Here is a 13,279-nt window from a genome sequence, read left to right as displayed (position 1 = left end):
CCCCTATGCTAAGATTCCGAGAGTTTGTACGAAATTGAGATGTTTCGCTTTGCGGTCTTTTGCTACAAAGTAGGGCGAATTACATTTAAGTTTGACTTTAATTTTAAAAAAGAGATTTTGAGGACTAAAAATGAATAAAACCCTAAAACTGGTACTTGCTGGCGTAATTTCTGTTGCTGCTACTGCTACTTCTGCTCAAAACGTTGATAACTGGACAAACAGTACCGGTACCAACTGGAGAAACGGCGACGGCACATTGTGCTGGCGTGATGCTAACTGGACACCTGCAACTGCATCTAAGGGTTGCGATGGTGCTTTAGTAGCTAAACCTGCTCCTGCTCCTGCTAAACCTGCTGCTGAACCTGCTCCTGCCGTTACTCAAAGCAAGATCACCTTGCAAGCTGACACCCTTTATGACTTCGATAAATCTACATTGAAGCCAGAAGGCAAAGCTACTTTGGACAAGATTGCTAGAGATTTGAGCAAGATCAAGTTAGAAGTCATCATCGCTGTAGGTAATACAGACAGCGTTGGCTCAGATGCATACAACATGGCCCTCGGTCAGCGTCGTGCGCAATCTGTCAGAGCTTACCTCACAAGTAAAGGTGTTGACGGTAGCCGTATCTACACAGAATCAAAAGGCAAGAGCAATCCAGTTGCTAGCAATGCAACTGCTGAAGGCCGCGCTAAGAACCGCCGTACTGACATCGAAGTTGTTGGTACAACCGCTGCTAAGTAATTCGCTTTACCTTTAAAAAAGCCCGCTAACGCGGGCTTTTTAATTTCCGTTATATTGATAGAATGCTTCCCTAGTCTTACTCACACTCTCCTTTTTATCCGATATGAACGTTGACCAATCCGAAATCGCTAAATTTAGCGCCCTAGCCCATCGCTGGTGGGACCCCAATAGCGAATTTAAGCCTTTGCATGCTATCAACCCCCTACGCCTTTCCTGGATGAAATCTTTTGTAAATTTCGAGGGTAAGAAAGTAGTTGATATTGGTTGTGGAGGCGGTATTTTGGCCGAGTCCCTTGCCCAATCAGGCGCTGATACCACCGGTATCGATCTCTCAGAAAAAGCCCTTAAGGTTGCAGAGTTACACGCCCTAGAGGTAGGGGTAAATCTGACCTATCGCGCCATTTCTGCAGAAGATTTAGCCAAAGAACAGGCAGGGCAATACGATGTGGTGACGTGCATGGAGATGCTAGAACATGTCCCTGATCCAGCCTCTGTGGTTCGTGCATGTGCCACATTATGCAAGCCTGGTGGCACCCTATTTTTTAGCACCTTAAACCGCAATCCTAAATCCTACTTATTTGCCATCATTGGCGCGGAATACATCCTTCGATTACTCCCCAAAGGCACGCATGAGTTTGCTAAGTTCATCAAACCTTCTGAGTTAGTTCACCTTACGCGTGCTGCCGGATTAGAAATGTTGGGAATAAAGGGTTTGGGTTACAACCCTATTACTCAGGTTTACAGCTTAAATGATAATGTCGATGTGAACTACATGATTGCAGTACGTAAATGACAGAATCAAAAAGTGTCGCCAGCCCCTTTCATGGGGTTTTCTTTGATCTAGATGGCACTTTGGCAGATACGGCACCGGATTTAGTTGCAGCTACTAATCTGTTGCTAGTAGCGCGTAATCTTGCTCCCAAACCTTATGAATTATTGCGTCCTCATGCATCCGCTGGTGCACGTGGCCTTCTAAATGGTGCCTTTGGCATCACTCCAGAACATCCTGATTTCGTTCACTTGCGTGATGAATTTTTTCTAAACTATGAAAAAGCCTTACTCGTCCACAGTAAATTATTTGATGGTATGGATGATCTACTGAAAATAATGGAAGAAGCGAATCTTCCCTGGGGAATCGTTACTAATAAAAGTGAGCGCTTTACCAATCCACTCACAGAACTGATGGGTTTGAGTGAAAGAGCTGTATCAACCGTTTCCGGTGATACAACACCGCATGCAAAACCACACCCTGAACCCATTTTGCATGCTGCCAGAATCGCTAATATCGATCCTACAAAATCTATTTATGTAGGTGATGACATTCGCGATGTGCTTGCAGGTAAAGCAGCAGGTATGTTGACGGTTGCTGCAGCTTATGGCTACTGTGGTTGCAAAGAGCCTCCCGAGCTCTGGGGCGCAGATTACCTGATTCATCACCCCCTCGATTTATTAAAAATCATCTTCCCCAATAGGGGATAACAACACTTCCAAAAGATATTGGGCAATTTAGAGCTGGCGGCTTTAAAATAGATCCTCCTATGCATCAATATCGGGGTCGACATGGTTTCGACGTGGATTACAAAGCATCAAGGGCATACCGAGGACCCGTTATCTCGTAAATCAATGGGAATGTAATAACTGCTAACGACGAACGTTTCGCACTAGCCGCTTAATTGCGGTTGCCCCTGAACTGATTCTCTCTTGGGTCAGGTAGCGCAAGCTACATCAGGGTCATATACAAGAGATAAGACTATTTCGTGTCACGAGGAATGGTTCGAAAACTAAGTGAATCGTTAGTTGGAAACGTGTCAATCTGTGTCTAGCTGATTAAATTAAATGATATGACTAAGTATGTAGAACTTGTTGTGGAGGATTTGCGGACGCGGGTTCGATTCCCGCCGACTCCACCATTAAAGACAAACCCCTCTGATTTTTTAGAGGGGTTTTGTTTTTTCTTCTTAGCTTTATTTCATTTTTTTACTTTATTTCTGTTACTTTTTATTTGGCAGCAAGGCGCCACAGCGAGGTGATTTCTTTTGATCTTGCTGCATGTAGCGCATCTGTTTTATCAAATACTTTAGAGTGATGTGGTTTCGTATCAAGACGCTCTAGTAGTTTTAAGCCAGCTTGCTCAATCCATGTCAGTAGCTCTTCTCGTGTTCGCAAACCAAGATGCTCGGCTAAATCCGAAAGAATCAACCAAGCCTCACCAGAATTGAGCAAATGGTCTTTGAGCCCACTCAAAAAGCCTTTTAGCATTTGACTCTCTGGATCATAAATAGCATGCTCTAAAGTGGAGCTTGGTCTTGCCGGCAACCATGGGGGGTTACAAACAATCAGCGCTGCTTTCTCTGCTGGAAATAGATTTGTATTGAGAATTTCAATTTGCGAGGATAAGCCTAAGCGCACGATATTTTCTTTAGCGCATGCTATAGCGCGATCATCTTGATCCGTTGCAATAATCCTTTTGATTTCTCGCAATGCCAAAACTACTGATAGCACACCAGTTCCCACGCCAATATCAAAGGCGATAGAGTTTTTCTGAATAGCGGTTGGTAATGCTGCTTTGAGCACGAGTTCAATATATTCTCCACGGATGGGGGAGAAAACGCCGTAGTGTGGATGAATGCGAATCTCTTCATCGTCCCTGGCCAAAATAGGCACACCCTTCTTGCGCCACTCATGTGCGCTGATGACGCTAAGTAACTCTCTTAAGGATATGACATAAGTCTTAGACTGTTCCCCATAAGTCTCCATGCAGGCTTGAGCCACATCTGGTGCTCGTCTTAATGAAATGCTATGGTCAGTATTGATCTCGATCAACAACATTCCCAGTATGCGTGCTCGTTGAGACTGAGCAAGACGATGGAGATTAAAGGTATCTAGTGGGCTTTGTTTTTTTACTTTCTCAACCCGATCCATACGCTTTGATTTTTTGGGAGCCTTATCTACTCTTCTGACTAGCGCCTGTAAAAGCTGTCGCGCATTCTGAAAGTCTCCCCGATAGAGTATTGCTGTACCCTCGCAAGCTAAGCGATAAGCGATATCAGCAGTCAGCGTGTCGTCAACGATCTGAATCTTTTTATGCGGAGCAATACCATTTTCAGAATGCCACTTAGCACTATGGGTTTGTCCGCTATCTTCCCACTGAAGAGTTTCTAATGGGATCACCTAGGAAACCACAAAACGGTTATTTTGATAATCATCAATAGCCTGCTCAATCTCAGCACGGGTGTTCATGACAAAGGGTCCGTGTTGCACAATAGGCTCATGAAATGGCAAGGCTGCCAAAATAATCAATTGTACTCCCATGGCTCCAGCCTTTACTTTCAAACGATCACCATCACCCAAAATAATGGCAGCCTGTTTTGGCGCTGGTCTCATAGGGTCGCCAACTTCTATATCGCCTTCATATACGTACAAAAATGCATTTTGCTCTTTAAGGATAGAGTGCTCGAATTGAGCATCAGCAGGTAAGTGCACATCCAAGAATAAAGGTGCAGTGGTAATGTCTTGTATCGGACCCTGAACAGTTTTGCCGTCCTCTTCAAAAGTTCCGGCAATCACTTTTACTGACCCGTCATTACTCAAAGAGACTTTCGGAATATCTTCCACCTGAATATCCTGATATCCAGCAGGCTTCATTTTTTCTTTGGCAGGCAAATTAATCCATAACTGAAAGCCACGCATTGCGCCGCTGACTTGCTGTGGCATTTCAGAATGAATAATGCCCCGACCAGCCGTCATCCATTGCACACCCCCACTTTTTAAATGTCCTTGGTTACCCAGATGGTCTTCATGCAACATGTGGCCCTCGAGCATATAGGTCACTGTCTCAAAACCCCGATGTGGATGTGCCGGAAATCCAGCAACATAGTCATTGGGATCATTTGAAGAAAACTCATCCAGCATTAGGAAGGGATCTAGCCTCGCTCGCTGCTGACCCCCAAGACTACGGCGTAGTTTTACACCAGCACCGTCAGAGGTAGCAACACCAGGAATCACGGTTTGGATATTACGAATCATGCCGGCAGATGATCCTCAGGATTAACGTCAAGCGCAATTAAGAAACGGGATACCATGTTGTAGGCTGCAACTACAGTTACCAGCTCGACCGTATCAGTACTTCCCAAATCTTGTTGAAGGCGCTTCATTAACTCACTATCGACTTTAATATTGCGGGTCATCTGATAAGTTAAATCAAGCGCATCATTCTCGACCAGATTAAATAACTGCTTTGGAAAATTGGCTTGACCGATCAAACGAATGGCTTGAACCTGATCCTCAGTCCCACCTGCCTTCTTAAAAGGGGGCGCATGGTGGAAGAATTCATATTCCGCCCCATTGAGAACTGCTACACCACACATAGCTAACTCACGTAGCTTGGGATCTAGGGACAAGTTATTGCGTATCTCGCCAATAAAATGATTCCAGCCTTCCGCAATTGGCACGCTATGCAACAACATGCGATCGAGATTAATAAATTCACCACCACGCCTTTTACGAATCGCTGCAACAAGCTCAGCTGGCTCCGCCAAATCCATTGGCTGATAAGGAATTAAACGTTCTGACATAAATACCTTCTATTGAGCAGCTTCTTTAATATTATTTTCAATCACAAACCTACCCCAGACTGCAATTTGCTTACCGATAAAGTTATTTAATACTTCGGGGTTGCCAGCCACAATCACAATCCCTTGCGCTTTCAATTTATCAGCAACAGCGGGTGTTTTTAATGCCTTTGTTACTGCTTGGTTCATTGCATTCACAATCGCTGGCGGTGTCTTACCAGGTGCGAGAACTGCCCACCATGCAGGCGCATTAAATCCTGGGTAGCTACTTTCAGCAATCGTTGGCACACTCGGTAAAGCAGAAGATCGTTTGTCAGTAGTAATCACTAATGGAATAACGCCACCACTGTCAACGTGTGGCTTGACTAAAAACTCTGAACCGATTGCGAGCTGTACTTGACCGCCTAAGGCATCTTGCATCAATGGGCCGCCACCACGATAAGGAATATGGTTCCAGTCAAAACCAGCTTGCTTAGCTAAACGTGCTGTTGCTAAATGTCCCAAACTTCCAATACCAATAGAGCCGTAGCTAAATTGCTTACCTGTTTTTGACATCTCAACTAGCTGCTTAAAACTCGTGATACCGGATGCTTTGCTGGCAACTAAGACCATTGGCGAAGTACCAATTAAAGTCACTGGAGCAATATCTTTCAAGGTGTCATAGGGAAGCTTATCCTTCAGAATAGGATTTACGCCATGTGTGTCAAAGACTACAGCAAAGGTATAACCGTCAGGATCTGCTCTGGTCATCGCAGCGGTGCCAATCACACCAGATGCACCCCCAATATTTTCAACAATCACGTTTTGCCTTAGCTCAGCCTGTAATGCCGGCGCCAAAATGCGGGCAACTTGGTCCACAGAACCACCTGGTGGAAACACGGCAATCAAGCGAATCGGTTTTTGGGTCGGCCATGTACCTACCCCAGAGGATTGCGCACTTACAACCCCGCTAATACTCAATATGAATAAGCCCAGCAGAACTGCTTTTTGGACTATTTTTTGCAAATACGACATAGATAATCTCCTCCAAACGGAAGCCCCAAGATTACCACCCCCTCAGCCGGCTTGCTTGATAATAGACATAATATGAAGCCGATTTTGAACATTGCCGCCTACTTATTCGTGAGCCTTGATCACTTGCCGACTCTGCGCAGCAAAATGCTTGAGGAATGCAATACCCGCGAACTGAAAGGCACCATCCTATTAACGGGCGAGGGAATCAATCTATTTCTTGCAGGCAGAGAAAAAGAGATGCGTGGGTTTTTAGATTACTTACGTTCTGATCCCCGCTTTCAGTCTCTTACTGCCAAAGAAAGCTGGTCTGAACAGCAGCCTTTTAAAAAGATGCTGATTAAGCTAAAAGCCGAGATCATTCGCATGAATCACCCTAGCATTCGCCCAGAAGAGGGTCGCGCTAACTTTATTACATCCAGAAAATTACAAGAGTGGTTAGATCGCGGCACAGATGACTTAGGACGCCCAGTAGTCATGCTCGACACCCGTAATGCATTTGAGGTGGAATATGGGACTTTTGAAAATGCTCTGCACTTTAACATCCAAAAGTTTACTGAGTTTCCAGAAGTCATTAGAACTCACAAAGAAAAGCTCGCAGATAAAACGATTGTGAGTTTTTGTACTGGTGGTATACGCTGTGAAAAATCGGGCTTGTACATGCGCGAAATTGGTATGAAACACACATACCAACTCGAGGGCGGTATTCTGAAGTATTTTGAGGAAGTTGGCACTGCCCACTATCAAGGATCTTGTTTTGTTTTTGATCAAAGAGAGGCTTTAGAGCCCAATCTAGACTCCATTCCTTTTGAAGAATCCAAGCGCAAAAATATTAAAGTAAGCTAGGCTGGGCTCAGAGTCAATTTTTGAGCAGATTTACCCCAAAAAATCATCATTATCTATCGAGATAATATTTGTCATCAATAGTAAAATGTTTACCTAGACAGCTTAATTAATAAAAAATAAATAGGATCTGAGACATGTTTAATTCACTCAATCGGCAATGGCCGATTTTTTTATCCTCTCTAACACTTGCTTGCCTTACCTTTATCGCTTGTTCTAGTACGCAAGCGCAAACTCCGGCAGCCAGTACCCCTTATCCCGTTAAACCAATCAAACTCATTGCGCCTGTCGCAGCAGGGGGTGGCCTTGATAACCTAGCGCGCAAGGTAGCCGAACGCTTATCTAAAAATCTTGGGCAAACTATTGTGGTGGAGAACATCGGCGGTGGTGGCGGAACAATTGCTGCACAAACCATTGCAAAAGCAAGTCCTGATGGTTACACCCTCATGATCTCCTATGTTGCAACCCATGGCACAAACCCTGCTGTTCGTAAATTACCATATGACGCTATCAAAGATTTCACACCAATCGGCATGATTGGCGCAACCCCCAATACCCTCATTATCAACCCCGACTTACCAGTAAAGAATTTAAAAGAGTTTGTTGAGTACACCAAAAAGAATCCCGCGAAACTCAGTTATGGCTCAGCGGGACCTGGAACACTTACCCATCTTGGGGTAGAGCAGTTCAAGCTTGCATCCAACATCTTCATGGTACATATTCCTTACCGAGGAATAGGCCCTGCCTTTACTGACTTACTGGCCGGACAAACACAAGTGATGCTTCCAACTCTGTATGCCGCTATGCCGTATTTAAAATCTAATCGCGTCAGGGCTTTGGCGGTAACTGGTCAAAAAAGAAGCATAGCGGATCCCAGTATCCCAACCTTTAAGGAGCTAGGTTACAACGGCTTTGATGGTCAACAGTGGTATGGAGTCTCAGGACCAGCAAACCTGCCTGACCATGTCGTTAAAAAACTCAACCTCGAATTAAATAAAGTATTGGCCACACCAGAATTTGCTGAGCAAATGGCAAGTGAAGCAATGACACTGATGCCAATGTCTCCACAACAATTTGAAAGCTACATTAAAGAAGATATCGCCCGCTGGGTTAAGGTTGCAAAAGATCGTAATATTGAAATTGAATAATGACTTTTAAGAAATAGGAAAATTATGTCTCACGCTATTGCTGCAGCAGCGGATTTAAATGCGCCACCAGTCACACAAATATTGGCAAAGTTTGTTACCTCGCACCCAAGCCAAGGTTGGACCCCAGAAGTAGACCATGAAGCACATCGTACTTTTTTAAATTGGCTTGGTTGTGCAATCGGTGCTGCAAATCATGAAAGTGTGGACTCTTCCTTAGCCGCTATTCGTGAATTTCAGCCGGCCCCTCAAGCAAGCATATTAGGTCGTAAAGATAAAGTAGATATGGGTGGTGCAGCATTAATCAACGGTATTAGCTCTCATACCTTTGACTTTGACGATACTCACCTGAAGACTGTTATTCACCCAGCAGGCCCAGTGGCTTCTGCCATTCTGGCCCTAGGTGAGCATATGAATGTTAATGGTCGACAGATCATTGACTCCCTGATTTTGGGCATTGATGTTGCTTGTCGCGTTGGTAATGCAATGTATCCCGATCACTATCATCGTGGATGGCATATTACTGGCTCTACCGGAATGCTAGGTTCGGCAGCAGCGTGTTCACGCCTCATGGAACTTAATGAACATCAAACAACTATGGCTTTAGGTATTGCTGCATCTCAACCAGTAGGTATACGTGAACAGTTCGGCACGATGACTAAACCATTTCATCCAGGAGGCGCAGCCCGTGCAGGACAGCTCTCCGCTCTCTTAGCTAAACATGGCTTTACTGCAAGCCCTAAAGCGCTTGAAGCAGGTCGTGGCTATATGCAAACCGTTTCCACTAAATGCGATTGGTCAGAAATTGATCGCGCCCTTGGAAAATCATTTGAAATTTCTTTAAACACCTATAAACCTTTTGCTTGCGGCATTGTGATTCACCCCGCCATTGATGCTTGCGCTCAGTTACGTGCGCAAGGCGTTAAAGCAGAAGATGTTGAGCGGATTGAATTGAGAGCGCATCCTTTGGTGCTAGAGCTTACCGGCAAGAAAACACCTAAAGACGGTCTTGAAGGTAAGTTCAGTGTTTACCATGGATGTGCAGTTGGCCTCATTTTTGGGCAAGCTGGTGAAGGTGAATACGCTGATGACATCGTCAATCGCGCTGACGTCGTGGCCCTTCGTGCCAAAGTCAATGCCACTACCGATACATCTATTAGCGAAGCATCGGTAGACGTCAAAGCTTTTCTTAAGGACGGCAAGGAAGTGCATGTCTTTGTGAAGAATGCAATTGGCTCTGTTGAGAATCCCATGAGTGATGCCAACTTAGAGCAAAAGTTTACGAACCTTACTGAGCCTGTAATTGGCAAAGAAAAAATGCGTCAATTAATTTCAGCCCTATGGAAATTAGGTCAAGCATCTGACCTCAAACAAATCATTGCCCTATGTACTCCAGGCTAATTTTCAAAGTGTATCTATGACTCAGCCTCAAATCGTCATGCTCGGAGATTATGAACGCGCTCTGCGACGCTTTTCTAATTGGGAAAAACTAGATAAGCTTGCTCAGCTCACTTTTCATGATCAACCACTTCGAGATGAAGCTTTATATGAGGCAGTCAAAGATGCTGATGCGATTGCAATCGTTCGGGATCGTTCTCCATTGAATCAGGCAATGATTGCACGTCTGCCTAAGCTGAAGTTTTTGATGTTTACTGGCGAGCGCAACGGCACACTTGATGCCAATGCCTTACTCTCGCGAAATATTCCAGTGGCAGTAACTCCCGCTGGGCCGTCCAAAGAAACCACTGCAGAACTTACCTGGGCTTTAATATTAGGCGCCTCTAAACGCTTGGTTGAAGAAAATAAACTCATCTCATCTGGCGGCTGGCGAGACCAATTATCGGTATTGCCGATGCTTGCAGGCGAGCGCCTTGGAGTCATGGGTCTGGGATCCATTGGTAGTCGGGTTGCTCGAGTTGGCGCAGCTTTTGGCATGGAAGTGGTGACTTGGAGCCCTCATATGACTCCCGAAAGAGCGGCTGTTGAAAATGCTAAAGCAGTAAGTCTTGAAGAGCTATTAAAAACATCCAAGGTTGTCACCATGCACTTAGTAGCAGGTCCTGGAACAAAAGGCTTGCTATCGGCCGATCAACTTGCTCTCATGCGCCCCGACGCTATTTTAGTCAATACCTCTCGTGCAGCATTGATCAATATGGCCGATCTTCAAAAGGCATTGGCAACAGGAAGACCTGGACAAGCTGCAGTAGATGTTTTTGATGTCGAACCCCTCCCCGAAACAGACCCACTTCGCAATACCCCCAATCTTTTAGTTACTCCTCATTTAGGATTTATAGCTGAACCGATTTTTGAAATCTTCTCTAAAGGAATCACTCAAACTTTAGAAGCTTGGTTAGAAGGTAGACCAGTGCCACACCCATTTAAGCCGCAGTAAGCAAAGCAATTCAATCTTGTCTCAATTGACCCCTTTACAGCTCTTTATAAGCTTTAACAAAATTGCAATGTCTGGTTTTGGTGGGGTATTGCCGTGGGCAAGGCGCACTTTAGTTGAAAAAGACAAGATTCTCACTTCGGAAGAATTTAGTGCAATTCTGGGTATCTGCCAAATTGTTCCTGGCCCCAATATTATGAATCTAGCAGTCTGTGTTGGCTCACGCTTTGCTGGAGCTAGAGGTGCGATTGCGGCAGTTCTGGGCCTGAGCATAGGCCCTATTTTGCTAGTGTTACTACTTGCGGTTATTTATGACCACTATAGTTATTTAGATTCAGTCAAAGGAGTTTTGCGGGGCATCTCTGCTGTAGGCGTAGGTTTAATTGCCTCAACTGGATTGAAAATGATGCGTGATGAATTTCAATATCCAGCAATGCTATTGGTAGTAGTCATCACCATCGTAGCAGCAAGCTATTTTCATTTGGGTTTGGGTTGGGTTGTCTTAATTGCGTCCCCATTTGCCCTCTTTCTGGCTTGGAAGAAAGCTCATAAATTATGAGTATCTTACTCAGCTTATTTCTAAAGCTTTCTGCCTTTTCTCTAGTTGCCTTTGGCGGGGTAAGCGCACTTCTTCCTGATTTGCTTGATCTCGCAGTCTATCAAGAACGGTGGATTGATCTCCAAACCTTTTCAGATTACTTTGCAATAGCGCAAGCGGCTCCGGGTCCGAACTTCATGACGGTCACGTTATTGGGTTGGCACTTATATGGGGTCTTTGGCGCATTCCTTGCTACATTCGCGATTGCATGGCCTTCTTCAATCTTGATCTTTTATCTGCAACGCCTACTCTTAGGAATCAAAGACCCTCGAAAGATGCAAGCAATTCAATATGCAGCGGCAGCGCTAGCGATTGGACTCGTTCTATCCTCCGCGTGGGAAATTGCTCTACATATTAATCATGGTGTGGCAGCCTATGCTTTAACAGTCTTCACAATCTTATTCACCATTTTCACCCGCTGGCACCCACTGTACTTAATCGTGCTTGGCGCCATTATTGGATCAATGGGATTGATCTAAACTGGCTTTCGGCTACGAATCAAGCGGACTATATTTGGAACCAGCAAAAGGGCAATTGAGATCGCCATTAAAGTGCCCGATATCGGTCTAGTAAAAAATGTACTCCATTCACCTTGGCTAATCGTCAGTGCTTGTCTCATCGATTGTTCTGCCATCGGACCCAAAATTAAGCCGATAATTAAAGGAGCGGCTGGAAAATCAAAGCGGCGCATGCCAAATCCAAGTATCCCAAAGAAAAACAGTAGGCCCACATCAAATACTGAATTCGATGATCCATATACTCCTGCAACGGATATGACCACAATGCCTGCATAGAGCCATTGCGGAGGAATCTTTAGAAGCTTTACCCATAATCCAACTAAAGGTAAATTCAGAACCAACAAAATAACATTGCCAATATATAAGCTGGCAATCAGCGTCCAAACCAAACTACTTTGCTGCGTAAAAAGAGTGGGGCCTACCTGAATGCCATAAGACTCGAAGGCCGATAAAATAATTGCAGCAGTAGCTGATGTGGGAATACCAAGAGTTAATAAAGGCATCAATACACCAGCTGCAGCAGCATTATTGGCTGCCTCTGGTCCCGCTACACCCTCAATTGCCCCATGACCAAACTCCTCGGGCTTCTTTGAGAGCTTCTTTTCCGTATAGTAAGAAAGTAATGTGGGTAACTCAGCACCGCCAGCAGGCATTGCTCCAATAGGAAATCCAAACAGACTACCTCTAATCCAAGCCTTCCAGGATCTCGCAAAATCTTCTTTTGAAAGCCACAAACTACCCGATACCGCTAGGACATCGGTCTTTTTATTTTCCTTACCTTGCCATGCCAAAAAGAGGGCTTCACCAATAGCGAATAAACCTATCGCCACAATCGTCACTTCAATTCCATCTAAAAATTCTGGTTGGCCAAATGTAAAACGGGGCTGACCTGTCTGCAGATCGATACCCACCAAGCCAAATAAGAGACCTGCTACTAAAGAAATAAGGCCGCGAAGTGCTGAGCTACCCAGCACAGCAGATACCGTTACTAAGGCCATCAACATCAAACTAAAGTACTCAGCAGGACCAAATGCCAATGCAGCATCAACCACCCAAGGCGCAAAGAAAGTTAAAGCAATTGTTCCAATCGTTCCCGCAACGAAGCTTCCTATTGCAGCGGTCGCTAGAGCAGGACCTGCTCTTCCGCGGCGTGCCATCTTATTGCCTTCAAGTGAAGTGACAATCGTTGCAGACTCACCTGGGGTATTGAGCAAAATGGAGGTCGTAGAACCTCCATACATAGCGCCGTAATAGATACCTGCGAATAAAACAAAAATGGCGGTGGCTGGCACCTTAAAAGTTAATGGCAATAAAAGAGCGATCGTGAGCGCCGGCCCTATTCCAGGAAGCACTCCAACTAAGGTACCCACTAAGCATCCTATGAACCCATAAAGCAATGTCATCGGTTCCAAGGCAACAGCAAACCCTTGCATTAAGGAATCAAAAGAACTCATGGTGATCTTTA

14 protein-coding genes and 1 other RNA gene are annotated in these 13,279 nt (G+C 44.9%); 10 read left to right on the top strand and 5 right to left on the bottom strand.

The annotated features are described in order from the left end of the window. Positions 1–130: 130 nt before the first annotated feature. From ompA to ssrA, 4 genes are all read left to right on the top strand, one after another. A complete protein-coding gene (gene ompA, locus ABWP14_RS00450) occupies positions 131–739 on the top strand; it encodes an outer membrane protein OmpA (protein ID WP_353201014.1) in 609 nt (202 codons plus the stop codon). Positions 740–842: 103 nt separating this feature from the next. Then, positions 843–1,532, top strand: a complete 690-nt coding sequence (gene ubiG, locus ABWP14_RS00445) for a bifunctional 2-polyprenyl-6-hydroxyphenol methylase/3-demethylubiquinol 3-O-methyltransferase UbiG (RefSeq protein ID WP_353201013.1) — start codon at positions 843–845, stop codon at positions 1,530–1,532. Beyond that, positions 1,529–2,218, top strand: coding sequence for an HAD family hydrolase (locus tag ABWP14_RS00440; protein ID WP_353201012.1), 690 nt, complete (start codon positions 1,529–1,531; stop codon positions 2,216–2,218). Before ubiG ends, ABWP14_RS00440 begins: the two co-directional genes overlap by 4 nt. 72 nt (positions 2,219–2,290) lie before the next feature. Then, positions 2,291–2,649, top strand: a transfer-messenger RNA (tmRNA) gene (ssrA, locus tag ABWP14_RS00435). Between the two features lie 88 nt (positions 2,650–2,737). On the opposite strand, the gene ABWP14_RS00430 is transcribed toward ssrA, so the two are convergent. From ABWP14_RS00430 to ABWP14_RS00415, 4 genes are read right to left on the bottom strand one after another with little or no spacing between them, the layout of a single operon-like run. Further along, the gene (locus ABWP14_RS00430; protein ID WP_353201011.1) at positions 2,738–3,910 is read right to left on the bottom strand and encodes a methyltransferase; all 1,173 of its coding nucleotides are present in this window, start codon (positions 3,908–3,910) and stop codon (positions 2,738–2,740) included. Continuing rightward, complete coding sequence (locus ABWP14_RS00425) at positions 3,911–4,765, bottom strand: pirin family protein (RefSeq protein WP_353201010.1); 855 nt, start codon at positions 4,763–4,765, stop codon at positions 3,911–3,913. Beyond that, positions 4,762–5,313 carry a carboxymuconolactone decarboxylase family protein gene (locus ABWP14_RS00420; protein WP_353201009.1) on the bottom strand — a complete coding sequence of 184 codons (552 nt, stop codon included), beginning with the start codon at positions 5,311–5,313 and terminating at the stop codon, positions 4,762–4,764. Before ABWP14_RS00420 ends, ABWP14_RS00425 begins: the two co-directional genes overlap by 4 nt. A 9-nt stretch (positions 5,314–5,322) precedes the next feature. Continuing rightward, positions 5,323–6,324, bottom strand: coding sequence for a tripartite tricarboxylate transporter substrate binding protein (locus tag ABWP14_RS00415; protein ID WP_353201008.1), 1,002 nt, complete (start codon positions 6,322–6,324; stop codon positions 5,323–5,325). 72 nt (positions 6,325–6,396) lie between these two features. Between ABWP14_RS00415 and ABWP14_RS00410 the strand changes: the two genes are divergently transcribed. The 6 genes from ABWP14_RS00410 (at position 6,397) to ABWP14_RS00385 (ending at position 11,775) form a co-directional block, all read left to right on the top strand. Further along, positions 6,397–7,167, top strand: coding sequence for a sulfurtransferase (locus ABWP14_RS00410; protein ID WP_353201007.1), 771 nt, complete (start codon positions 6,397–6,399; stop codon positions 7,165–7,167). Between the two features lie 134 nt (positions 7,168–7,301). After that, complete coding sequence (locus ABWP14_RS00405; protein WP_353201006.1) at positions 7,302–8,312, top strand: Bug family tripartite tricarboxylate transporter substrate binding protein; 1,011 nt, start codon at positions 7,302–7,304, stop codon at positions 8,310–8,312. Between the two features lie 24 nt (positions 8,313–8,336). After that, positions 8,337–9,710, top strand: a complete 1,374-nt coding sequence (locus ABWP14_RS00400; protein WP_353201005.1) for an MmgE/PrpD family protein — start codon at positions 8,337–8,339, stop codon at positions 9,708–9,710. Positions 9,711–9,726: 16 nt separating this feature from the next. Beyond that, entirely contained in the window at positions 9,727–10,701 is a 975-nt protein-coding gene (locus ABWP14_RS00395) for a D-2-hydroxyacid dehydrogenase family protein (protein WP_353201004.1), read from the top strand. Positions 10,702–10,717: 16 nt separating this feature from the next. Further along, complete coding sequence (locus ABWP14_RS00390) at positions 10,718–11,257, top strand: chromate transporter (RefSeq protein WP_353201003.1); 540 nt, start codon at positions 10,718–10,720, stop codon at positions 11,255–11,257. Beyond that, positions 11,254–11,775: a chromate transporter gene (locus tag ABWP14_RS00385; RefSeq protein ID WP_353201002.1), complete on the top strand. Its 522-nt coding sequence runs from the start codon at positions 11,254–11,256 to the stop codon at positions 11,773–11,775. The genes ABWP14_RS00390 and ABWP14_RS00385 overlap by 4 nt, the downstream gene beginning before the upstream one ends. Here ABWP14_RS00385 and ABWP14_RS00380 read toward each other — a convergent pair. Next, complete coding sequence (locus tag ABWP14_RS00380; protein WP_353201001.1) at positions 11,772–13,268, bottom strand: tripartite tricarboxylate transporter permease; 1,497 nt, start codon at positions 13,266–13,268, stop codon at positions 11,772–11,774. The two genes, ABWP14_RS00385 and ABWP14_RS00380, sit on opposite strands and share 4 nt — an antisense overlap. Positions 13,269–13,279: the final 11 nt, after the last annotated feature.

It is taken from the genome of Polynucleobacter sp. (genome assembly GCF_040400325.1).
Lineage (GTDB): Bacteria > Pseudomonadota > Gammaproteobacteria > Burkholderiales > Burkholderiaceae > Polynucleobacter.
This window is presented reverse-complemented; position numbering and strand designations above follow the sequence as displayed.

Bases quoted from the DNA above. Each gene is read 5' to 3' on its own strand.
- ABWP14_RS00415 (WP_353201008.1), bottom strand. From the start codon at position 6,324: ATGTCGTATTTGCAAAAAATAGTCCAAAAAGCAGTTCTGCTGGGCTTA.
- ABWP14_RS00405 (WP_353201006.1), top strand. From the start codon at position 7,302: ATGTTTAATTCACTCAATCGGCAATGGCCGATTTTTTTATCCTCTCTA.
- ABWP14_RS00380 (WP_353201001.1), bottom strand. From the start codon at position 13,268: ATGAGTTCTTTTGATTCCTTAATGCAAGGGTTTGCTGTTGCCTTGGAA.
- ompA (WP_353201014.1), top strand. From the start codon at position 131: ATGAATAAAACCCTAAAACTGGTACTTGCTGGCGTAATTTCTGTTGCT.
- ABWP14_RS00425 (WP_353201010.1), bottom strand. From the start codon at position 4,765: ATGATTCGTAATATCCAAACCGTGATTCCTGGTGTTGCTACCTCTGAC.
- ABWP14_RS00440 (WP_353201012.1), top strand. From the start codon at position 1,529: ATGACAGAATCAAAAAGTGTCGCCAGCCCCTTTCATGGGGTTTTCTTT.
- ubiG (WP_353201013.1), top strand. From the start codon at position 843: ATGAACGTTGACCAATCCGAAATCGCTAAATTTAGCGCCCTAGCCCAT.
- ABWP14_RS00420 (WP_353201009.1), bottom strand. From the start codon at position 5,313: ATGTCAGAACGTTTAATTCCTTATCAGCCAATGGATTTGGCGGAGCCA.
- ABWP14_RS00400 (WP_353201005.1), top strand. From the start codon at position 8,337: ATGTCTCACGCTATTGCTGCAGCAGCGGATTTAAATGCGCCACCAGTC.
- ABWP14_RS00385 (WP_353201002.1), top strand. From the start codon at position 11,254: ATGAGTATCTTACTCAGCTTATTTCTAAAGCTTTCTGCCTTTTCTCTA.
- ABWP14_RS00395 (WP_353201004.1), top strand. From the start codon at position 9,727: ATGACTCAGCCTCAAATCGTCATGCTCGGAGATTATGAACGCGCTCTG.
- ABWP14_RS00410 (WP_353201007.1), top strand. From the start codon at position 6,397: ATGAAGCCGATTTTGAACATTGCCGCCTACTTATTCGTGAGCCTTGAT.